The organism is Paenibacillus polymyxa (assembly GCF_001719045.1).
GTDB lineage: Bacteria > Bacillota > Bacilli > Paenibacillales > Paenibacillaceae > Paenibacillus > Paenibacillus polymyxa_B.
In genome coordinates this window covers 2,991,944-3,014,233 of record NZ_CP015423.1, presented here as the reverse complement: position 1 = coordinate 3,014,233, position 22,290 = coordinate 2,991,944, and the positions used below count along the sequence as shown (strand labels likewise).

The window sequence follows — 22,290 nt, the reverse complement described above, 5'->3', positions numbered from 1 at the left end:
CGGTACTGATATATGTAAAACCTATACCTCTAATATATATTAAATATTATTCATATGGTTTGGGATATGCCATAATCAAATTCAGTTATGCTATTGCGGCATGAGGCTATATACATTATTCAGGTTAGGTGATGGTTTATTTGCTGAAATTTGCTGTTTTTTTGAAACCCTATAAAAAGGAAACGATTCTTGGACCTCTGTTTAAACTAATTGAGGCCATCCTGGAACTATTGCTGCCTACGATGGTTGCTTTAATGATCAATCATGGCGTAGGTAAAGGAGACACCCATTATGTTTGGCAGATGGGTCTTTTGATGTTACTCATGACTATACTGGGCTTTGGCAGTTCATTAGTGTGTCAGTTTTACGCAGCTCGTGCCTCTCAAGGATTCGGAACTACGCTGCGCAATACGATGTTTAAGCATATTTCTTCGTTTTCTTATGCTGATCTCGATAAATTCGGTACACCCTCGCTTATCAACCGGATTACGAATGATGTCAATCAGCTGCAAACAGCTGTTGCGATGTTGATTCGTTTGGTCATTCGTGCTCCTTTTATTTGTATCGGGGCGATTATCATGTCCATGATTCTGGACTTCCGCCTTGCTTTGGTGCTATTGGCGGCTACACCGATTCTGGCTTTGATTCTGTATGTAGTCATTACGAAGGCTTCTCCCCTGTACCGGCTATACCAGAAAAAACTCGATAAAATCGCTCTGGTACTTAGCGAAAATCTTACAGGCGTACGGGTCATACGTGCATTTGCCAAAAGAGGAGCTGAACGAGTAAAGTTCAATGCCGCCTCAGATGACCTGACCCAGACTGCTATTCGTGTCGGACGTATTTCTGCTTTGCTAAGCCCCGCCACCTTGTTGGTGGTGAACGGAGCTATTATTGCTATCCTGTGGATCGGCGGCATCCATATCCAATATGGATCTCTTACACAAGGGGAGATTATTGCCTTCATTAATTACATTACGCAAATTTTACTGGCTCTGATTGTGGTAACCAATTTAATTATTTTGTTCACCAAAGCTGCCACTTCAGCAGCGCGTATTCAGGAGGTCCTAGACACACAAGCTTCGATTTCCGACACTGCTGCTACCCCTACATCTATAGACAGGGAGGGAGCAAGTGAGCATGGCGCTGTACCAGCCATCTCTTTTGATCATGTTTCCTTTGGATACAATAAGACAGGACAACTGGCACTGAGCGATGTAGTAGTAAACATCTATCCCGGTGAAACGGTCGGCATCATCGGAGGAACAGGTTCGGGGAAATCCACCTTTGTGAATCTTATTCCCCGCTTCTATGATGCGGTAGAGGGTCGTGTGCAGGTTGATGGCATCGACGTTCGGCAATATAAGCTCGAGCAATTGCGGCAGAAAATCGGAATTGTCCCTCAGAAGGCACTGCTGTTCACTGGTACTATAGCGGATAATATCCGTTGGGGGCATGAACACGCTACCGACGAGGAAGTCGCTCAAGCCGCAGCAATCGCGCAAGCGGATGAGTTCATTTCCAACCTGCCGGAAAAATTCGATGCTCCGATCACCCGAGGGGGGCTTAATTTGTCAGGAGGACAAAAGCAGCGACTTACCATTGCCCGAGCTATTGTCGGCAATCCGCAAATTCTCATTTTGGATGACTCCTCAAGCGCACTTGATTTTGCAACCGACGCCGCCCTCCGTAAATCGTTACGGGAAAATAGCACCAGCATGACCGTCCTGTTGGTCTCGCAACGAGTAAGCAGCGTACAGCATGCTGATAAAATAATTGTGTTTGATGAGGGACGGATTGTCGGTATCGGCACACATGAACAGTTGATGAGCAGCTCAGATGTATATCAGGAAATTAATCATTCCCAGCTCTCAACGCAGGAGGTAGACCAATGAGTGGCAAGGAAACCTGGAGAAGATTGTTAACCTATGTGGGTCAATATAAAACAACAACATGTTGGGTCATCGTCAGTGCAATTCTCAGCGTGCTTGCCAGTCTGATTGGACCCTACATGATTGGTCAGGCTATCGACCATATGGTGGATAAGGGAGCAGTGGATTTTAAAGGTATTGCGCAGATTCTAGCTGGATTAGGCATTGTATATGTTGTAGGCAGTCTATTTAGCTGGCTGCTCACGTATTTGACGAACCGTATTGCTTTTCAGACCGTAAATGATATGCGGCGGGAGTTATTTGATCATTTTAATATCCTTCCGTTAAGCTTTCATGACACTCACCCGCAAGGAGACAGCATTAGCCGTTTTGTGAACGATATGGATGCTGTGTCGGATGGATTGCTGCAAGGCTTTTCCACATTGATTACCGGGATTATTACGATTATAGGCTCCATTGTACTCATGCTGTATATCAGTCCGATCATGACGTTGGTCGTATTGGTGTCTGCCCCGATCACATATGGCGTAGCACGGTTCATTACCACAAGATCGCAGCGTATGTTCCGCGAACAGGCCAAAATTTTAGGAAGCCTGAACGGTTATGTGGAAGAAATGATCGGCGGGCAACGGGTAGTTACCGCTTTTCATTATGAAAACCGCTCGCTTGAGGAATTTTCCGCCAGAAACGAACAATTGTATCAAGCCGGAGTGAAATCGCAGTTTTACGGATCATTGTCCAACCCCTCTACCCGATTGGTGAACAACATGACTTTTTCAGTCACCGCCATGATTGGCTGTATCTCCATTATTTTAGGTGGGATCTCGGTAGGCGGATTGTCGAGCTTTCTGATTTATACCAATTTGTTCGCCAAGCCCTTTAATGAAATTACGGGTGTGCTGACCCAGTTCCAGGCAGCTACGGCTTCTGCTCAGCGCATATTTGCTATTTTGGACTCACCGCCAGAGCAGCCCGAAAAATCGAACGCCGTACAGCTGGAGCGCAGCAAAGGCACGATTCTTTTTGATCATGTCAAATTCTCCTATAACCCGGAACGTACGCTCATTACGAACTTTAGTTTGGAGGTAAAGCCAGGCACTCGTGTGGCCATTGTTGGGCAGACCGGAGCTGGCAAAACCACACTCGTCAATCTGCTCATGCGATTTTACGATGTGGACAGCGGCTCGATATCCATCGACGGGGTGAATATCAACGACATGAGCCGGAACAGCCTACGGACTAACTTTGGTATGGTGCTTCAAGATACATGGCTGTTCAGCGGGACCATTCGGGACAATATCGCTTACGGGAAGCCAGAGGCCACGGATGAAGAATTCATCGCGGCTGCAACAGCTGCCAATGCGCATAGCTTCATCAAGCGACTGCCTCATGGCTACGATACGGTCATTAGCGGGTCAGGCGACAGCCTGTCGCAAGGCCAAAAACAGCTGCTCACCATCGCGAGGGTGATCCTCGTCGATCCACCTATGCTAATCCTGGATGAAGCCACCAGCAGCATAGATACCCTGACAGAAGCACGTATCCAAAAAGCATTTATGAAAATGATTGCCGGACGCACCAGCTTTGTAATCGCCCACAGACTATCAACCATCCGCGAAGCGGATTTGATTTTATACATGAAAAACGGCGATGTCGTGGAAAGCGGTACCCATGAGGGACTGCTTGCCAGCGGCGGCCATTATGCCTCGCTCTATAACAGCCAGTTCACTACAGCTTAAAAGACTGAACGGATACGGTCGCATTATTAAGGTCAACGTTCTTTAAAAAAGTCGGTTGCTTTTTAAGCAAACGGCTTTTTAATTTCTCTTTGATAAATCCCCCCTTATATTATATAATAAAACACGAACAAACGTTTCCGTTTCATCTAAACCTTATGGTTTGTGTATAGCCAACACCTATGCGTGGGTTTCAGTTGGGAGGCTGAATATGGATATTAATGAATTTCAAAAGTGGGTCAAGCAATATTATCAGGAGAGAAACTGGTCGGATTTAGATATCTTCGTCCGAATTGGTTTCTTGGCAGAGGAAACCGGGGAGGTTGCGAGAGCTATTCGCGCCCTGGAGATTGGCAGAGACCGGCCTGATGAGATCGATGGTTCATTCGAGGAGAACAAGGAGCATTTAACTGAAGAACTTGGAGACGTACTGGGTAATCTCATCGTGATCGCCAACAAGTATGACATCACCTTGGAGGATATATTCCGAACACACCAGCAAAAACTTGCAAAAAGATATACATAAAGGAGAATCTCATATGAAAAGCATTGCTGTTTTTTGCGGTTCCAGTAATGGAGCGTCTGAGATTTATCGAGAGCATGCTGTTGCTCTGGGCAAGGCACTTGCCGAACAGGAAATAAGCCTGGTTTATGGAGGAGCAAGTGTTGGTTTAATGGGTGCAGTCGCTGACGCGGCACTTCATGCAGGAGGTCGCGTCATCGGTGTGCTCCCTCACTTTTTGCAAAGCCGTGAAATTGCACATAATGGCCTGAGCGAATTAATCATTGTTGATTCCATGCACGAACGAAAATCTAAAATGGCAGAGATTGCGGACGGATTCATTGTTTTACCAGGTGGCCCAGGTACAATGGAAGAATACTTTGAAATTTTCACATGGGCGCAATTAGGCTTGCATGAAAAGCCATGCGGTCTTTTAAATATTAACCATTATTACGATCCTCTTATTTCCTTGTTTGATCGTATGGCTCAGGAACAATTTATGCAGGAAAAATATCGTGCAATGGTAGTTACGGATACTACTCCGCAAGGAATCCTACGGCAATTTACAAATTACACTCCTCCTGCCGTCAAAACATATCTCACGAGCAAACGGACCTGACATTAGGAATGGCACATATTGCTCAACAGACATACCATTTAATTTAATATGATATGAAAGGAACACCACCGTCAACGTTATTCCAGTGGTGTTCCTGCAAAATTGAGGAGAATTGCAGGCTTTTATTCTACCTAATCGTCACGTTCACTTTTACACCTGCATTTAATTATGTACTCATCCAATGAATGCTGTCACGCCTAACGAGAACCCCAATTTTAAATCCCAGCGCCCGTAGCGGTTGGATGGTCCATTTGCTCACTTTCCTGAAAATCCCTGCGGTACAACCAGCCGATCAAGATAGCAATGGTCGTCATAATCGCAGCCAACAAATACACCTGCACCATACCGAAACGGTCTGCATACCAGCCCATAAATAACAAGGACAGACCGAAAGCGAGATTTGTAATCACATCAATTCCCGCCATCACTTTGGGCAGCTGAGCTGCCGGTGCACTGGTTTGAAGCAAAGTGCGGCGAATAATCCCTGCCATTTGAACAGGTAAGCCTGATACAGCAAAAAGAATAAGTGCCGCGACCGGAACGGTATTCAGTGCAAATACAACCGTAATTAGCACGTACACCAGCAACGCTCCAAGCATGTATAAAAAGCTGTTCTTTTGCAATCGCTTGACCAAGCCAACGACAATCAATCCACCTAAAATCATGCCCGAGAAAAAGGATGCATTCATAAAGCCCCACCAGCTCGCATCCCGATGCAGCACTTGGCTGACGTACGCTAAAATAAATACGCCGAGCCAGGAGACTCCCCCAATACTATCCACGCTATCGACGATCATCAGAGAACGAATACGACGGTTGTGCCAAATGATTTTCCAGCCTTCCCCAAGCTCTTTCCAATGGGAGTTTTTTTCCTTTTCCTTTGCAGGTTCTACTAGATTTGTTGAGGAATCCGAAGCTTCAAGACTTAATTCCTTCTGATCCAGCGGATCACGAATGAAGGATGTGACAGTTACAGCCACGAGATAGCAACAAGACGCAATCACAAGCGTATTCAGGGAACCTAGCCAAGCCACAATAATTCCGCTCAACGCCCAGCCTGCACATTTGACCACCTGATCACTGACCGCTACCATGCCGTTAGCCCGCATTAGTCCTTCTCCAGTAGCCAAACGGGGTACAAGCGAATTACGCGCAGGATTCGTCCAGCCGTCCAGGAAAGACATACCGAACACCATCACAAAAATAAACAGAAACGACCTTTGCTCAGGTACGATCCACAAATAAAGCAGCAGAAGCGTAAAGATGACAAACTGTCCAAACTGGGAAAATAGCAACACTCGTGTCAGCCGAAATCGACCGAGGACGATTGGTGCAACGAGCCCACTAAGCACTTGAGCAGACAATCGGAACAACGGAATCAAAATTGTCGTCATTAAGGAATTACTTGAACTGAACACCAATACCACTACACTCAACATGTAGATGATATCTGCTACGTTGGAGATCGTCTGAGACCCCCACAGGTAATAAAAAGAGCGTCTGATCAAAAAAGTTTCCCCCTCTTTGGTACATCGCCGATTTATGTATTTCATAACCAAACCGTTCCTGTTGACATTACAAATCTGTTAAATGTCTGGTTTTTTGTATATTCTACGCACACCCTTAAATTTCCTTCTTTTATCTTAAAAGGAAATCCGGTGTCCAGTATGCTTTCATAGCCTTTTTCAAATCTTATCCAACACAAAAAAGCGCCTATAGCGCTCTTTCCCACCCAAAAACAGGCAATAAAGACCACTAAGGCGCTTTTTAAAATGTTTACTTCGTTAAATCTTCTACAAACTTAGGTAGTACAAACGCCGCTTTGTGTAGACGCGGACTGTAATATCGGGTGTCCATTTCTGGAATTCGGGTCTCGTCTACTTCGAGCGGATCATACTTCTTACTCCCCAACGTGAATGTCCAAAGACCACTCGGATAGGTCGGAATGTTCGCACCATAAACACGCACAATTGGGAAAATTTCCTTCACATCTTTGTTGACCTTCTGAATCAGGTCTGCCTTGAACCAAGGGTTATCCGTTTGCGCAACGAAAATGCCGTCTTCCTTCAACGCCTCAAAAATGCCTTGGTAAAACCCGCGCTCAAACAGCGGGGCTGCCGGACCTACCGGCTCCGTCGAATCGACCATAATGACGTCGTATTCATTTTTGTGTTCAATAATATGCATGTATCCGTCATTGACCAGCACTTCTACATTAGGCTCGTCCAGCTTCCCTGCGATTTCAGGCAAATATTTTTTGGAATATTCAATCACCTTACCGTCGATCTCAACCAATACCGCCTTTTCTACTTCAGGGTGCTTGATGACCTCACGAATAACGCCGCCATCGCCACCGCCCACAACCAAAACTTTCTTCGGATTCGGATGTGTATTCAAGGCCGGATGTGCTACCATTTCGTGATACACAAATTCATCCTTAACCGTTGTCATCACCATGCCATCCAGAACAAGCATATTGCCGAATTCCTCAGTCTCGATCATAGCCAGATCCTGAAAATCTGTTTTCTCAGAGACGTAGGTTTGTTTGATTTTTGCTGTAATGCCGAAAGAGGGAGTCTGCTTCTCCGTAAACCACAAGTCCATCATTCCAACCTTCTTTCTGATCAAAGTATGTGTCCGGCAATCCGGTAGCATAAACGTTGACTTTCCTTATATCAGCAACACGCAAACGCCGAGTTTGCTATATTTATTGTACCAAACGCATTGGAATTTCACACTTTTTGCATTATAAGTGATACCTGAATGGGCTGCAAAAGCAATTTGGAGATTTAATCTTGTTTAAAATAGATACGTGTGTGTATCTGATGAATAGACGCTTTCGGATTGACTATACTGAGAACATCAACTATGGAAGGAGGTGGCATGATGACCGATACGACCGGGCGATCCCCCAAGCGTAAACCGCTTTGGCTTCGATGCTTTCAGGGACTGATGTCTCTCACTATTCTGACGGTCATCGCCGCCTGCATCCTGCTCGCCTATTTGTACACGACCAGCCTTCCGCTCGCGGATACGGATCGGAATTCACGTCTGCTCGATAGTCAGGGACAAGTCATCGCCACTTTCTCTGCTGGAGGCAAAGAATCCATTCCGGTCCAGCTTGATCACATTTCACCCGATTTGATTGCAGCTACCCTGGCTGTGGAAGATCGGAAGTTTTACGATCATTTTGGCTTTGATTTCAAAGGTCTGGGCCGGGCGGTAATCGTTAATCTGACCCGCTGGGATATGTCGCAAGGGGCCAGCACGCTGACTCAGCAGCTTGCACGGAATCTGTACTTATCTCATGAGAAAACGTGGACGCGCAAAGCCAAGGAGGCCATTTATACCGCACAGCTTGAAATGAAGTACACCAAGAATGAGCTGCTGCAAATGTATTTGAATGAAATTTACTATGGTCACGGCGCCTATGGCATTGAAGCAGCTTCGCAAATGTATTTCGGTAAATCCGCAAAGGAGCTGGATTTGGCCGAAAGTGCCCTGTTGGCGGGTATTCCGAAAGGACCGACCTACTATTCACCGTATAATCATATGAAAAATGCAAAGGATCGGCAGAAAATTGTACTGGACTCCATGGCGCTCACCGGCAAGATTACTCCGGCCGAAGCCACCAAGGCCTATGAGGAAATGCTGGCCCTGCGGCCCGAGAGCCAGCGCCGAACAGTGGAAACCGCTCCCTGGTTCCGCGATTACGTCCGCCAGCTGGCGACTCATCAACTTGGGATTAGCGAAGGGGTGCTTGAGCATGGCGGACTGAGTATTTATACCACGCTGGACATGCACATGCAGCAGGCAGCCGAGGCGGCTGTAAACGAAGGCATGAAGAACAGCAACGGACTGGAAACCGCGTTAATCTCCATGGACCCGCGCAACGGACATGTCAAGGCCATGGTCGGCGGAACGAACTATGTCGGGAATCAATATAATCATGCGCTGGCCACAACCCGGCAGCCGGGCTCCGCTTTCAAGCCGATTATGTATCTGAGCGCGCTGGATTCCGGCGAATTGACGAGTACGTCCAAGTTCGAAAGCCGACCGACGTTGTTCCACTACGATAACAACCGCAAGACCTATAAGCCCAAAAATTTTGGAGACAAATACTTGGGCGAAATAGATCTTCGGCGCGCAATTGCGGCGTCCGATAATATTTATGCCGTTAGCACCATTTTGAAGGTGGGAACGGACAAGGTCATGGACCTCGCCAGCAAAATGGGCATTACAAGCGAGCTCAAGCCCGTACCCTCGCTGGCGCTGGGTGTGTCACCCGTCAGCCCGTTCGAGATGGCCTCCGCCTTCTCGGTCATCGGCAGCGGCGGGCAAAAGGTGGCTCCGGTGGCAGTGCTGCGCATCACCGATGCGGCCGGGCGGTCGCTGTACGAAGCGCCCCAAGCCGCGCCCGTGCAGGTGGTGAAGCCCGCCTCCGCCTATGTCCTTACACGCCTCATGGAAGGCGTGTTCGAAGAAGGCGGCACCGGCAACCGGGTCGCGAAGCTGATCAAGCGCCCGGTTGCCGGCAAGAGCGGCACGACCAACACCGATGCGTGGATGGTCGGCTTTACCCCCGAACTATCCACCGCTGTCTGGGTTGGCTATGACAAGGGCAAGGACATCAGCACACAGGATGCCCGACGGGCGGCTCCGATTTTTGCGCAATATACGGAGAAAGCGCTGGAGAATGTGCCGCCCAAAATCTTTCCTATCCCCGACGGCGTAGTCAGCGCTTATATTGATCCGGCCAGCGGCAAACTGGCTGCACCGGACAGCCCGGATAAGCGGCTGGAGGTATTCGTCAGCGGCACGGAGCCGAAGGAGACGCTGTCGGGGCAAGATAACCCACCGGCATCAACACCAACTGACCAAGCGGAGCGACAAGCCGAAAAGAAATCATGGTGGGGCAATTTTAAACGTTGGTGGATGGATTAATAGCAAAAAAAGACTGGGGGAACGCGATGAGCGCTCTCTCAGTCTTTTTATTTTCGCTTCACTTACCTCATGTACCCATTTACCTCTCTTGACAGTGCCATCAGCCATCATTCCGTTAAGCCCCGCTCTTCCCTAAAGCTGCGCTATTACCAATAACAGCTAAACGACTCAATACGGTTAGTGTCTACACCATAATAAAACCAAAAACGTCCACTCCACCGAAAACCCGCTACGGATGTCCTGCCTACAAAGACAGGGTACATCCAGAAACGCTCTCCGTTCGTCAGCCATACAAACGTATTGCGGAACAAACAACCAAAGATGGCTCCAGGGTCAACCGCATACGCCGAAACCAGCGGCTTCGGTGGCGTAAATTGCGGTGGTGGGGAAGTTGGTGCTTGAGTTTGCTGCCCACCTTGCGGACCGAATGGCCCCTGCGGCGGTGGTGAGAACGGCTGTGGCGAAAATGGTCCTGGGCCTGGTGGCGGACCTATCGGAGATGGGAAGGAATCCTGCATATCAGGAAATTGTGGAATCGAAGGACTTGACGGCGTGAAAGGACCCGGAGTACCCGGTTGCGTTCCGAAAGGAACTTGTGGCAGTAAAGACATGTGTTTCACTCCTTGTGTTCTAGGCTGATGTATCCTATGCGGGACATCAGCCCGCGGACTGGGCGAATCCCCATATCGCCGCCAAACTCCGCCATTTCGTCCTTTTACATCAAAAATTCTTATTTCCTGATACGATTAACTCCCTTTCTGAACATGCTCCAGCTCAATTTCATGCACCATTTTAATCTCGATTCGTTTCCTTAGCTCATAATACCGTTCCAGTAGTCGGTGCTCAACCCCCAACTGTTCATTCATCCAGCCTATAATAGAGTCATCGTGATGTTCATTAGACCAGCTAAACAAATCGCTATATAGCTGACCAAATGATTCCTCATTGCTACGAGCGAACCGGATCGGTCGGGCTGTATAGCTTAGCTTTAGTTCCAACATCTCATATAGCACGTCCAAACGGTATTCCAATGTCTGTACATCTTCTTTGGATGTATCGTAGCTTTTTATATCCTGAACAAGTTCCCTAAAGGTTAGTCCTACATGCTGCATAGCAAAATAAGACCACACACAACTGCCTGTAGCCGTTCCATGAGCCTCCCAAAACGGATTCCACAGGATAGATCGAATCGTATCCTTCTGCCCTTCTCCAAACAATGCGATTCCAGCAATAATTCCTGCATTACAGTCTACGGAAGCATGTTGCTCTCCCCAATGTACCAATCGCGGAATCATATCTTCAGTCGTGCATTTGAAGCTTAACAGAGGTAAGAATTCATTAAACAAATTCTGATCTAGCGCTTTTTCCAATTTAGCCGCCAGTTTCTCACGATACGGTTCGCATGGAAGATGTACCAGTCCTAAACAGGCATCCACAGACACAGCTCCATACGGTCCGTTCACCAAAGCGACGAGATCAGCAGCAGCCTCCACATAACCCAAATAACCTAGCGCATACAGCACACCGTCAGGTATATGTTCTGGGGATGCCTGATTTCGGACGTAACGCTCGTACATATCCTGCGCCAAAGTAACATCCCCGCATCTCATGATCGGCTGAAGGAGCAACCCCCGGATATAATGATGGGGATCTTCTACAAAAAGCCTATATAACTCCCTCGCATCTTCCACTGTCCCATATTGGGCAACCACATCCGTATAGGCAGAAATGATGCTGGCATCCAGCTTCTTAGCTGAGCCGAACATATCCATAAGTCTTGCTGTCGCGTCCATTATCCTGTCTTTCTCCTTTCACGTGTGTACATCTTCATGAAGCACTTCTCTAATGCTGAATATTTCTATTAAAAAAGAGGAAAGATGTTATCATCTACGATACAATCTAGGGAGTTGATCTCATGCATGATTCCAGTCCAAAAATCACAACATTTTTCATGTTCTCCGGTCAAGCAGAAGAAGCCATGCAATATTATACCTCTGTATTTAAACCGTCTGGTATCATGAGCATTTTTCATCAGGAAGATGGGACCGTGTTACATGCCGTATTCAACCTCAAAGGGCAAACTTTTATGGCTATAGACTATAACCATCAGGACAAACACCCTTTTACCCCAGCTCTATCGCTATTCGTCACTTGTGATTCGGAAGAAGAAATCCATAGCGTGTTTGACCAGCTATCTCAGGAAGGCCGAGTTCTAATGCCCCTTGAAGCCTCTCCCGTAAGCCAACAATTTGGGTGGGTTGAAGATAAATACGGAGTCTCATGGCAATTGAACCTGGCAAAAGACTAGATTTCTTCTCTAAACGATCCAGCAGACTCTAGAAGTCTATGAAAAAACAATATACTATACCCCATCTTTTTTTGGTAATATTACATTTAATAGGTGCCAGTAAAAGGATGTGTGTTTATTGTATAGTGCAAATTGTGAACAATGTTTTGGTTTATGCTGTGTAGCCTTGCCTTATGCAAAATCAGCTGATTTTGCTTTTAATAAGGATGGAGGAACCCCTTGTCAAAACCTCAATGCGGATTATCGTTGTGATATTCATAAGAATCTAAGAAACAACGGCTTGCGAGGCTGTACGGTATATGATTGCTTTGGAGCAGGTCAAAAAGTTTCCCAAGTTACATACAAGGGAAAAAGCTGGCGAGACGATCCGGCAATAGCTGAGGAAATGTTCAATATATTTCCCATCATGCAACAGCTTCATGAAATGCTTTATTACCTCAATGAAGCCCTTAACTTAAAAGAAACTCAACCCATCTATACAGACTTACAAAAAGCTATGGCGAAAACCGAGCAGCTTACGGATCAAGATCCAAAATCCCTCATAAATCTTCATGTACCAACCCATAGGGCGTTAGTCAATGATTTACTTTTACAAACAAGTGAGTTAGTACGAGAAAAAGTTAAGAAAAACGTGGAGCACAATAAATATAGTAAAAAAATCAGGAGTAGAGACCTTATCGGGGCCAATTTGAGAGGCGCTAATCTTAGAGGTACCAACCTGAGAGGAGTTTTACTTATTGCTGCTGATCTGCGAGAGGCTGATCTGAGAATGACAGACTTGATCGGTACGGATTTTAGAGATGCTGATTTAAGTGGGGCTAATCTGGAAGGAAGTATCTTTCTTACACAGGCGCAATTAAATTCGGCTAAGGGCAATTGTAAAACCAAACTGCCCCCTTCTCTAAGCATTCCCGGTCATTGGCTGCATTAGAGTTTATTTTATAGTACTCTCCAAGAAAATACGTAATTAAGTAATTAATATCTCAAGACGCAATTTCATTGATGACCATGTTCGGCATGTTCATCAATGAAATTGCTTACCTACATGAAAAAGAAATAGACCGCCCCGATCCAAGGTAACGGTCTATTGTTGGACCCTACTGCCGACTGCTCTTTAATGTATATTGGGCAACAAAAAGTACCTTCCATTGGATCAGGTTCAAAAATCACGTCTTTATGACTGCATCCAGATTTAAATCCCTTTATTCTTCTTCGTTTAGAAATTCCTTTAATCTCTGACTTAAGGCTGCATACTGCCCTGCATTGGTGTCCGAAAAAGCTTCCTCCCGGTTGGAGTATACATCCTGATACTGAGGAAGGCTTGAAAATTGCGACCTCGTAAAATCTATAATGTCCTCACCAATGCGGTTGTAATAGTGCCAGCCACTATCCAGCCATGTCCTCAAAATATCGCCGCCAAGCCTGTCCTGAACGACAAGCGCTGTGACACCACATTGTCCAGCCGCAGGATTATTTGCTGTCCATTTAGAACTAGACTCCAAAGACCAAGCTTGAAACAACGCCTTTTCTAATTCTAAAAAACGGTTTGCATTCAACATGCGCCTCCCCTTTCGATTCCATTCTGCACTTATGGTGAACGTGCTTTATTTATTTCAACCCGTATTCCACACTCTGTGAATCTTGGCTTCTGCTTCTTTCAGCTCTAGCAAATACACGTCGGGATTCGAAAGCTTTTTCCAGTCCTCAAACCCAAACTGCGGATCGTAATGTCGAATGAGAAGAGATAGTAAAGCTCCATGAGTTACAATGATAACCGTTTTTTCCGCCCGCTCTATAAGCTCCTGAACAAGCTGGATTCCTCGATCTACTGCTTCACGGGATGATTCCCCTCCCTCCAGCTTCAAGTCCTCGTCCAAATAGGTCTGTTCCAGCACGTCCAGCCAATGGTCCAAATGCTCATGGCTAAGTACCCGTTCTTGAAGACGTACATCAGTATACACCTGCAACTGTTTCCGTTCAGCCAAGGGCTGAATGGTTCGCACGGCCCGTTTCCACGGGCTGGACACAATATATTCCACACCTACGTTCTCCATAAAATCAACTAACTGCTCAGCTTGTCGGGTACCCTCATCGGTAAGTCGGGCATCTGGTTCCTGTCCTGTTGCTTGGGCATGTCTGACAAAATAAATTTTCTTCACGTCATCACTCCTAACTGTCACACAAATTTAAAATTCTATGTATTTACAAATAATTATTTTTGCGATATAATATAGGTTTACATATTTATTTTTCATGATACGATTCCTTTGTGTTACATCAACTCTTATGGGAGGGATTCGATGCAATTAGACAAGGGAATACACATGCTCCAGGTTTCTGCTAACATTATGGGAAGTATAGAGAGTATTCACCCCACTTTAATGTGGGACGAAGATAACATGATTTTAGTTGATACGGTTTACCCCGGGCAACTCTCACTTTTGCATGAGGCTATTCTAGGCACCGGATTAGCAATCCATAAACTTACCTTCATATTAATAACACACCAGGATCTTGATCATATCGGCAGTTTAGCAGATATAGCCCGGGCTTCTTCATCCCCAGTTCAAGTATTAGCCAGTTCTATCGAAAAGCCTTATATACAGGGAGAACAACAGCTTATAAAGCTGACTCCAGAAGCAATAGATCAAGCTGTAAGCGCCATGCCCGAATCCGTTCCGGTAGAGTGGAGACATGCATTCCGGCGTACACTTGAAAATCCCCCAAAGGCTATTGTAAACTCCACCATCGTTGCCGGGGAGGAATTACCCTTCTGTGGGGGGATCGTAGTTATAGATACTGCTGGACATACACCAGGACACCTAAGTTTCTATCATAAATCCAGTCAAACCCTGATTGCAGGAGATGCTCTACGCGTGGTAAGCGGCAAATTATTGGCTCCAGACCCACAATACTGCTGTGATTTCAATATGGCCAAAGAATCTCTTAAAAACCTGCTGCCATATGATATTAAAAAAGTGATCTGCTTTCATGGAGGGCTGTACGAAGGCAATTGTAATCAGCGGATATCTGAAATATGTGAATCCTAGCTTTTGAACACATGGTCATACCGATCCTTGACCGGTCAGTGAATTATCTAAAGAAAAGACTAACCAGGAATTCCTGGTTAGTCTTTTCTGAATGAGAACTAGGCCTTTAAGTGAACTCTTAATACGGGGACTTCTGGAGAGGCAGATGTACCTTCCAAGATTTCCACATGACTGATCATCTCTTGCCCGTCTGGAACGATTACCGGAGTAATTACAGGCAAGCCACCCTGTTGAATCGCGTCTAGATCAAACTCCATCAGTAATTGCCCTGCTTTAATGTTATCTCCTGTTTGAACGTGAGGGTTAAACCCTTGTCCTTTGAGGGAAACTGTATTAATCCCGACATGTATCAAAATTTGTACACCGGATTCATGCTCAATGATCAGAGCATGCTTACTTTTCTCCATCACGTGAACGACTTTACCCGCGAAAGGAGCAGTCACTTTACCTTCAGTTGGATGAATAGCGATACCTTCCCCCATTGCCTTCGTGGAGAACGCAGGATCTGGAACCTCTTCAAGGGAAACCACTTTTCCTTTGATTGGTGCTACCATGTCGAATTGTTCAATACGAGGAGTCGCCTTCTTTTTCAACCATTTAAACATAACGATGCCACCTTATTTAGAGATTACATTCATAAACAGTGAATGGGACTTAACTACACATTTCAAGGAACCGGTTCCACAAAATAAATAAAAAGAAGAGTGGAAGCGATTTCTATCTGAATTATAGTGAATGCCTGTTCAGGATGTCAAGGCGCTACCGTCGTAAAATAACCCGGCTAAGATAATGTCTATCTTAGTCGGGTCATTTGTTATCACAATTACGCATTTAAGTGTTTCCAATCTTAAAAGCGATTGTTTTACGGTATACTTTTCTAGTACAACATACGGCTAAAAGGGCGGTCGGCTAGTCTCCCCGAAGGGAGGTGATGCCCATGGAGGTTAAAGACGCGATTTCCTTGATGATCATGTTTGGCATGTTCATTCTGGCATTGCTTACCTACGTGAAAAAGAAATAGACCGCTCTGACTAAGGAATACGGTCTATATCCAGGTAACACAAAGCTTAAATAGAGGTTCTAATTTGGTTGCTTCTCATAGGAAAAAAACAGCCCACAGATGTGGCTGCTTTTTTACACTATTATTACTGCGTTAACGCTGGGCCTACCCTTCCAGCGCCTGCTTCAATTCCTCAGGCGAAGCGTCCCACCATTCCTCGTTATGCGAAATTAGCAGGCTTTTGAGCGCTGCTTTATCTTCACTGCCGAGATCCTCCAGCATGAAACGACGCTTGAGCGCATAATCCATACGATTGACGTGATCGGCGAGGATTTTCCAGCCGCGTTTGGCTTCGTCGTCAATCAGCATCTCGCAGGCGGTGGCACCGCCGTACATACGCCCTTCGGGCGTACGATCCACGGCTACCCATACGAGCCATACTTGGCGTCCGTTCGGTACATCCTCTTTATTCGTAGAGAACTTGATCCCGCGTTCTACTTTACTTTTGGCATGCATGGCACCGATATCAATTTTCGCCTCTCCTCGGTCAATGATAACCGGAGACATGCTGTTCAGGTCGATTGAGCCTGCGCCGAAACCCTTATGTTTACTCTTGCCACTGACAATGTTCAGTGCAATCTGTTTTTTGCCGTCCGGCTGATTTTCACTCATGCGTCACTAGACCTCCATTTTCCGTCTTCACACTCATTCTACACTATAAATATTTTAACTAATAATCTCCTGAAAGCAAACATATACATGCTGTAGATGCTTGTCAACGGGAGGTATCCATTGTATGACCCCAGCACGCACTAAAATCGTTTTATTGTCTACACTAGCCCTCGGTCTCCTCGCAGGGACGTTATGGTTTGCCTGGCAGCCCCAACCGCAATCCGACCCGCAGTCCATAGGCCAACCACTATACGGCTCCCTGTCTGAGTCTGCGCTTGCCCCAAATATGGGCAAGCCTCTAGGGGCAAACATCGTGCCTGACCTGCCCAAGAACCCTCCACAGGCCGCTACAGAAATCCTCAGCAAGAGGGTGGTAGAGTACCACATTGATGTGTCTCTGGAAAAAGGACAGGTTTTGCGAGGCACTGAGACACTGACCTGGAAGCATCCGGGCAAGAAAACCGTGAATGATCTGTATCTTCATCTATACCCGAATGCCTTTTCTTCCATGGAAACTACCTTTATGAAGGAATCCGGTGGAAAGCTGCGCGGAGACACCATGCCCAAAGACGGCTTTGGCTCCATGACGCTGACTGAACTAAAAACAGAAGACGGTTTATCTCTCATGCACCGCATCCAATATGTGCAGCCAGATGACGGTAACGCAGGCGACCGTTCGCTCGTGAAGGTGCGTCTACCCAAGCCGGTACGAGGTGGCGAAGAAATCACATTATATATGAAGTTTGAGGTAAAACTGCCCGCTATCTTCGCTCGTATGGGCGCGACAGATGATTTTGTAATGGCAGGACAGTGGTTCCCGAAGCTCAGCGTCTACGAGACTGCAGGACAACGTGGACGCGCCGAGGAGGGCTGGAACCTCCACCAGTATCATGGTAACTCCGAGTTTTATGCCGATTTTGGAATTTACAGCGTACGGATTCGGGTGCCTGAAACTTATATCGTAGCAGCGACCGGATTTCCCACCCGTGGTGCCGTCCGACAGAACGGCCAAAAAATATATCAATTTTATGCCGATGATGTACACGATTTTGCCTGGTCCGCTTCACCCAACTTTGTAACCGTAGAAGAACCCTTTTCTTCTGCTGAAGTCCCTGGTGTCAAAATCAAGCTCTACCTTGACCCGTCGCACAAGGAGCTCAAAGGGCGCTATATGAGCGCAGCGAAGGCCGCCCTTTCGTACTACAGCAAATGGTATGGGCCTTATCCATATTCCACCCTATCCATCGTGGTTCCACCCAAATCAGGCAATGGAGCCGGCGGTATGGAGTATCCGACACTCATCACGGCCGCTGCTGCGGGTAATCTGAATCCTGGCTATAGTCTGGAACGGACATTAGTTCATGAGATTGGACATCAATATTTCTACGGAATGGTAGCCAATAATGAATTTGAGGAGCCGTGGCTGGATGAAGGCTTCACCTCCTATGCAGAGGAGCGGCTTATGGAGCAAGAATATGGGCTTACCCCTAACTTGCCATTACAATCGGGACAGGTAGCCTCCCCACAGCCGCTAAACCGTGAGTCATGGAAGTACGGCTCAGCTGCTGAGTACGCGCAAAATGCCTACTCTCGAGGCAAGCTGGTACTACGGGGCATTGAACGTCAGGTGGGTATGAAAAAAATGGATCGGATTATGCGGACCTACGTCCAGACGTACCGATTTAAGCATCCGTCCTCACTGGATTTTCAACGTATCGTGGAGAGAGTCACCGGACGCTCATGGAGCCACTATTTTGAACAGTATGTATATGACGGCCAGATGGCGGACTTTTCAGTGGATCACATCACAAACCACAAGCTGGAGAATGGATATGAAGCAGTCGTGACGGTCAGCAAAAAAGGGGCGGATTATCCCAAGATCCCTGTCCAATTTACCTTCAAGGATGGTACCACGATATTCAAGGCTTGGGACGGCGCGGGCAAAAGCACAACTTTTCGGATCAAAAGTACTTCTCCCGTTTCCCATGTAACCCTTGATCCCTTATATACCATTGCACTGGAGAACAAGCATATTAACAATAGCCTAAAAGCCGAATTGGACGAAAAGCAACAAACCCGTTGGAGTGTAAGTGTAACCAAGCTGTTGGAGACACTGCTTGGAAGTCTGTCATGGTGAGGTGTCTATAGATGCGGACTGTTATAAAAGAGGGCTGGGCGCTGGTGCGCATACGATTCTATATCGTTATCATTTTATTTCTATATCGACTACTGTGGGGGGTGTTTCTCTATCGGCTGGTGCAGTCTGCCGTTATCCCGCTATTGCTCCGTTATCCTGATCAGGGTCAGAACGAGCTGGGACAGACCTTATTTTGGATGGAGAGTCAGATTGCTCTGATGGACAGCCGGGAAGTACATGTGTATTTGTGGATACTACTAGGGGCGACTGTACTACGCATACTGATCACTCCCTTCATTAGAGCCGGAATATATCAAAGTCTGCATACCGATGCGACTGAACCGCAAAGCCTGTCCTTTTTCAAGGGTATGAAACGCCATGGCATGTCGTCGCTGTTGTATTACACCATCGAGTTGGGACTGCTGCTGCTTCCCGCCTTTTGGGTAGTACCGAGACTCTACCCTATTGTAGCAGGAGCACTTCAATCTTCCTCTTATCTGCTGCATTTATTGCCCTATGTCATTGGATGGATGGCATACGGATGGTTCATTCGGCAGTGCATACTGTATATGCAACTGGGTACTGTCGGTGGTCACGCCATACTATCGTCTCTGCTCGCCTTCTTTCGCCAGCTCCTCCCAGCTATCGGTATATCCCTTTTGCTCGGTGCTTGTGTGCTGCTGGTCTTCGGTCTATTTGGCACCGTGGCAATGATTTGGACTGGCATGCTGGCGCTCATTCTCCAGCAATCGTATCATTTTGTTACTAGTCTGGTCAGGCTGTGGCATATCAGTTCGCAGTACAGACTATGGCATACCGATATCTCTAGTAGAAGCTAAGCCCTGCCTTTATGTTTTTTACTTCATTTCCGTCTGTCGAAAAACCTTGATTCATACTCGCGCAAACGACACATAACTGAATACTGTTAACAAGATCTGTTCCTGGGACATTAGGAGCAGATTTTTTTTGTAACTTTTTGCAATGAAACATTTGCCAAAGCCAGCCGTCTTTGTTACAATAATCGCAGTGAACTGATAGTAACAACTTTGTAATCTTTATTGTAACCTTTATCTCAAAAATAACGTTTCTGTGAATACTGCTCTCCAAGGTGCACATCTTAAGTTAAGCCTAATTCCTGGCACCTAGGAAGCGGGGGAACCAGTTTGGGTGAATTGATCTCGCAACAGAGTGGTCATAGGGGAACCTTCTACCGAATCCTTAAGCTAACCTCGCAGGCATTGGAAGGGGTATATTTTTTTTGAAGAAGAAGCTAACGATCGCAGCTATGGGTCTTGCCATTGCCTTTACATCTTTTACATTCGGTGGCGGCAGTGCATATGCAGACTCTAAGATGGACCAGGTCATCCAAGATGCCAAAGGAACGAACTACAGAAGCGGAGGCACTACACTCGAGGGATTCGATTGCTCCGGCTTCACAATGTACGTATACAACAAACTGGGAATTAAACTTCCGCATCAATCAGGATCACAATTCAAAATGGGATCTTCTGTATCCCGCGATGAAATGAGACCTGGGGACCTGGTGTTCTTCAACACCACAGGAAGAGGCATTTCCCATGTAGGTATCTTCGTAGGTGAAGGGAAATTTGCCCACTCCTCGACTTCACGTGGTGTAGTAGTTAGCTCACTGAACGAAAATTATTACGCTAACCGCTATGTCGGTGCAAAAAGAATTATGAGCACAGACGCTTACCATTCTGTAGCTTCAGACATTCCTGATGACGATAACGTAGAATAACTAACGCACAGCAAGCTAACCCTAGCCGCAATTTGATTCTGGCCGGAATCGAATTGCGGTTTTTTATGTCCACAACATCAGCAATTATTATCTTTACTGACGAACTGAGACCTCAAAAGGTTTCAATTGTAGCGAACATCGTCGGTTTTACCGTCACCGCTGGGGGAGCATATGAGCAGTAATTCCTTCTTATTGAATGTATACCCGACTTAGGTATGAAATAAACACGCTTGCCATTCCTCTGCAACTTGTCTACAATCTGTTGTTAATGATTGAAGTACCTGTGTAAAAGGAGGATGGAACACATGCCGGCCTCAATATCCAACTATCGGATCGTACCGATGGACGAGCATCAAGCGGCTGCAATCTGTGAGTGGCACTATGATCCACCTTATAACATATACGGTTGGCTCCCCTGGGAACAAATGAAGGCGCTTGAAGTCGAATTTGGAAGTCCCACGCTTCGCCAAGAGCAATATGTTGCCGTACTGGATAAAGAGAACAAACTGACGGGATTTGCTCAATATTTTCCTATGATCGGTGTGACCCGGCTAGGTCTTGGAATGCATCCTGACAGATGCGGACATGGCAAAGGCTCTGATTTTGTCCGTGCCATTGCAGAGGAAGCTCAACGACGCAACCCGAAGAATGAAATTGATCTAGAGGTGCTCACTTGGAATGGGCGCGCTATCCGGGCCTACAAGGCGGCTGGATTTGAGCTTACAGATACCTATGAACGCCAGACTCCTGATGGCAAAAAACCATTTTATTGTATGGTATATCGTCCCGAGCACCCAACCCAGATTCTATGATAAAAGCGCCTTCGGCATACAACCACGATGTTGTATAGCGAAGGCGCTTTTATCATCATACGACAGATCATTACAAGCTCAATGACTGCTGCGCATTTTTTCAAAAGCTTCATTATATTGTTGGGCTTCCTTAATATCCACGGCCATAATACCGCCGTCGTCCCAAGAGGTCAAACGCAGAGTCACGGTCTTATAATCAATCGTAATAAATGGATGATGATTGAATGCTTCAGATATAGCGGCAACTTCATCCACGAATGCAATCCCTTTCATAAAACTGGAAAAATTATATTTTCGAACGATCCAACGTCCTTCCTCCAGTTCCCAGCCCTCCAGTTTCTCCAGATGTGCTTCAATCTCTTCTTGTGTAAAAGGCATGTTACGAACTCCTCCCCGTTTATACGGAAGCCTTTCGACCGCTTAAATACGGCCAAAACTACGATATATTGGTGTACATATTACCACGGCCCCGTTGATAAATCCATAAGACGGACCTCAAATCAAAGGGACTGACGTCAGCTCCTCGTCCCCAATAAGTACATAGATGCGATGCTGCTCCGGCTCATAGATCACAACGCCACTCCCTACAGTGATTGTGGGCTCTGTACCCAGTGCATAAAATAAGTCTTCTGCCAAAGCTTCATTGACTTCCTGACGTCCCGCCGGGTCCAGCCTGTCCCAATCTTCTGCTTCCATCTCAAAAAATTCATAGCTATCTGGGATGCGCCCCACAGCCTCTGTAAAATCGTTCAAAATTTGTTCATACTCACGCCCATGCTTTACTCCCATGCCATTTCCTCCAATGGTTCCGCCATTCAATACATAATCACCTTATTATACCGGAAATTCGCACTTAACA

General features: G+C 46.4%; 23 protein-coding genes and 1 riboswitch. Of the genes, 13 read left to right on the top strand and 10 right to left on the bottom strand.

Translation table 11 applies throughout. From position 1 onward, the window contains the following. Window positions 1-140: 140 nt before the first annotated feature. The 4 genes from AOU00_RS13430 to AOU00_RS13415 all read left to right on the top strand — a co-directional run bounded on the left by AOU00_RS13430 (window position 141) and on the right by AOU00_RS13415 (window position 4,749). Window positions 141-1,895 (top strand): ABC transporter ATP-binding protein, encoded by a 1,755-nt coding sequence (locus AOU00_RS13430; protein ID WP_061831791.1) that lies wholly within the window; start codon window positions 141-143, stop codon window positions 1,893-1,895. Further along, a complete protein-coding gene (locus AOU00_RS13425) occupies window positions 1,892-3,631 on the top strand; it encodes an ABC transporter ATP-binding protein (protein WP_061831790.1) in 1,740 nt (579 codons plus the stop codon). The genes AOU00_RS13430 and AOU00_RS13425 overlap by 4 nt, the downstream gene beginning before the upstream one ends. A 208-nt stretch (window positions 3,632-3,839) precedes the next feature. Further along, complete coding sequence (locus AOU00_RS13420) at window positions 3,840-4,154, top strand: MazG nucleotide pyrophosphohydrolase domain-containing protein (protein ID WP_061831789.1); 315 nt, start codon at window positions 3,840-3,842, stop codon at window positions 4,152-4,154. A 13-nt stretch (window positions 4,155-4,167) separates the two neighbouring features. Further along, complete coding sequence (locus AOU00_RS13415) at window positions 4,168-4,749, top strand: LOG family protein (RefSeq protein ID WP_061831788.1); 582 nt, start codon at window positions 4,168-4,170, stop codon at window positions 4,747-4,749. Window positions 4,750-4,964: 215 nt separating this feature from the next. On the opposite strand, the gene AOU00_RS13410 is transcribed toward AOU00_RS13415, so the two are convergent. After that, window positions 4,965-6,257, bottom strand: coding sequence for an MFS transporter (locus tag AOU00_RS13410; protein ID WP_069290790.1), 1,293 nt, complete (start codon window positions 6,255-6,257; stop codon window positions 4,965-4,967). A gap of 268 nt (window positions 6,258-6,525) precedes the next feature. Next, the gene (gene speE, locus AOU00_RS13405; protein ID WP_053324352.1) at window positions 6,526-7,353 is read right to left on the bottom strand and encodes a polyamine aminopropyltransferase; all 828 of its coding nucleotides are present in this window, start codon (window positions 7,351-7,353) and stop codon (window positions 6,526-6,528) included. 282 nt (window positions 7,354-7,635) lie between these two features. On the opposite strand from speE, the gene AOU00_RS13400 reads away from it, so the two are divergent. Then, window positions 7,636-9,693, top strand: coding sequence for a transglycosylase domain-containing protein (locus tag AOU00_RS13400; protein WP_069290789.1), 2,058 nt, complete (start codon window positions 7,636-7,638; stop codon window positions 9,691-9,693). 146 nt (window positions 9,694-9,839) lie between these two features. Here AOU00_RS13400 and AOU00_RS26615 read toward each other — a convergent pair whose 3' ends face one another. Both AOU00_RS26615 and AOU00_RS13390 read right to left on the bottom strand, forming a co-directional pair. Next, window positions 9,840-10,304, bottom strand: a complete 465-nt coding sequence (locus AOU00_RS26615) for a hypothetical protein (RefSeq protein ID WP_061831806.1) — start codon at window positions 10,302-10,304, stop codon at window positions 9,840-9,842. 135 nt (window positions 10,305-10,439) lie between these two features. Continuing rightward, window positions 10,440-11,489: a hypothetical protein gene (locus AOU00_RS13390; RefSeq protein WP_061831807.1), complete on the bottom strand. Its 1,050-nt coding sequence runs from the start codon at window positions 11,487-11,489 to the stop codon at window positions 10,440-10,442. A gap of 119 nt (window positions 11,490-11,608) precedes the next feature. Here AOU00_RS13390 and AOU00_RS13385 point away from each other — a divergent pair, with 119 nt between their 5' ends. Continuing rightward, a complete protein-coding gene (locus tag AOU00_RS13385; RefSeq protein ID WP_013308197.1) occupies window positions 11,609-12,001 on the top strand; it encodes a VOC family protein in 393 nt (130 codons plus the stop codon). Window positions 12,002-12,119: 118 nt separating this feature from the next. Continuing rightward, complete coding sequence (locus AOU00_RS13380) at window positions 12,120-12,932, top strand: pentapeptide repeat-containing protein (RefSeq protein ID WP_069290788.1); 813 nt, start codon at window positions 12,120-12,122, stop codon at window positions 12,930-12,932. Window positions 12,933-13,203: 271 nt separating this feature from the next. Here the strand turns inward: AOU00_RS13380 and AOU00_RS13375 are convergent, their stop codons facing one another. Both AOU00_RS13375 and AOU00_RS13370 read right to left on the bottom strand, forming a co-directional pair. Then, window positions 13,204-13,557 carry a YunG family protein gene (locus tag AOU00_RS13375; RefSeq protein ID WP_069290787.1) on the bottom strand — a complete coding sequence of 118 codons (354 nt, stop codon included), beginning with the start codon at window positions 13,555-13,557 and terminating at the stop codon, window positions 13,204-13,206. Between the two features lie 57 nt (window positions 13,558-13,614). Continuing rightward, window positions 13,615-14,160, bottom strand: coding sequence for a histidine phosphatase family protein (locus AOU00_RS13370; RefSeq protein WP_069290786.1), 546 nt, complete (start codon window positions 14,158-14,160; stop codon window positions 13,615-13,617). Window positions 14,161-14,301: 141 nt separating this feature from the next. Between AOU00_RS13370 and AOU00_RS13365 the strand changes: the two genes are divergently transcribed. Further along, complete coding sequence (locus tag AOU00_RS13365; RefSeq protein WP_069290785.1) at window positions 14,302-15,051, top strand: MBL fold metallo-hydrolase; 750 nt, start codon at window positions 14,302-14,304, stop codon at window positions 15,049-15,051. A gap of 98 nt (window positions 15,052-15,149) precedes the next feature. Here the strand turns inward: AOU00_RS13365 and AOU00_RS13360 are convergent, their stop codons facing one another. Next, the gene (locus AOU00_RS13360; RefSeq protein ID WP_061831811.1) at window positions 15,150-15,656 is read right to left on the bottom strand and encodes a PTS sugar transporter subunit IIA; all 507 of its coding nucleotides are present in this window, start codon (window positions 15,654-15,656) and stop codon (window positions 15,150-15,152) included. Window positions 15,657-15,982: 326 nt separating this feature from the next. On the opposite strand from AOU00_RS13360, the gene AOU00_RS27045 reads away from it, so the two are divergent. Then, a complete protein-coding gene (locus AOU00_RS27045) occupies window positions 15,983-16,072 on the top strand; it encodes a putative holin-like toxin (RefSeq protein ID WP_373441577.1) in 90 nt (29 codons plus the stop codon). Window positions 16,073-16,216: 144 nt separating this feature from the next. Here the strand turns inward: AOU00_RS27045 and AOU00_RS13355 are convergent, their stop codons facing one another. After that, on the bottom strand, window positions 16,217-16,723 hold the full coding sequence (locus tag AOU00_RS13355; RefSeq protein WP_010346553.1) for a YwhD family protein: 507 nt from the start codon (window positions 16,721-16,723) through the stop codon (window positions 16,217-16,219). A gap of 124 nt (window positions 16,724-16,847) precedes the next feature. On the opposite strand from AOU00_RS13355, the gene AOU00_RS13350 reads away from it, so the two are divergent. The 4 genes from AOU00_RS13350 (at window position 16,848) to AOU00_RS13330 (ending at window position 21,431) form a co-directional block, all read left to right on the top strand. Further along, window positions 16,848-18,860 carry a M1 family metallopeptidase gene (locus AOU00_RS13350; RefSeq protein ID WP_061831812.1) on the top strand — a complete coding sequence of 671 codons (2,013 nt, stop codon included), beginning with the start codon at window positions 16,848-16,850 and terminating at the stop codon, window positions 18,858-18,860. A gap of 11 nt (window positions 18,861-18,871) precedes the next feature. After that, window positions 18,872-19,699: a hypothetical protein gene (locus AOU00_RS13345; protein ID WP_061831813.1), complete on the top strand. Its 828-nt coding sequence runs from the start codon at window positions 18,872-18,874 to the stop codon at window positions 19,697-19,699. 276 nt (window positions 19,700-19,975) lie between these two features. After that, window positions 19,976-20,113, top strand: a riboswitch (cyclic di-AMP (ydaO/yuaA leader). A gap of 5 nt (window positions 20,114-20,118) precedes the next feature. Then, window positions 20,119-20,619: a C40 family peptidase gene (locus tag AOU00_RS13335; RefSeq protein ID WP_061831815.1), complete on the top strand. Its 501-nt coding sequence runs from the start codon at window positions 20,119-20,121 to the stop codon at window positions 20,617-20,619. A gap of 305 nt (window positions 20,620-20,924) precedes the next feature. Continuing rightward, window positions 20,925-21,431, top strand: coding sequence for a GNAT family N-acetyltransferase (locus AOU00_RS13330; RefSeq protein ID WP_061831816.1), 507 nt, complete (start codon window positions 20,925-20,927; stop codon window positions 21,429-21,431). A gap of 78 nt (window positions 21,432-21,509) precedes the next feature. On the opposite strand, the gene AOU00_RS13325 is transcribed toward AOU00_RS13330, so the two are convergent. Both AOU00_RS13325 and AOU00_RS13320 read right to left on the bottom strand, forming a co-directional pair. Further along, on the bottom strand, window positions 21,510-21,809 hold the full coding sequence (locus AOU00_RS13325; protein WP_007428083.1) for a 4a-hydroxytetrahydrobiopterin dehydratase: 300 nt from the start codon (window positions 21,807-21,809) through the stop codon (window positions 21,510-21,512). Window positions 21,810-21,926: 117 nt separating this feature from the next. Further along, window positions 21,927-22,220, bottom strand: coding sequence for a hypothetical protein (locus AOU00_RS13320; protein WP_069290783.1), 294 nt, complete (start codon window positions 22,218-22,220; stop codon window positions 21,927-21,929). Window positions 22,221-22,290: the final 70 nt, after the last annotated feature.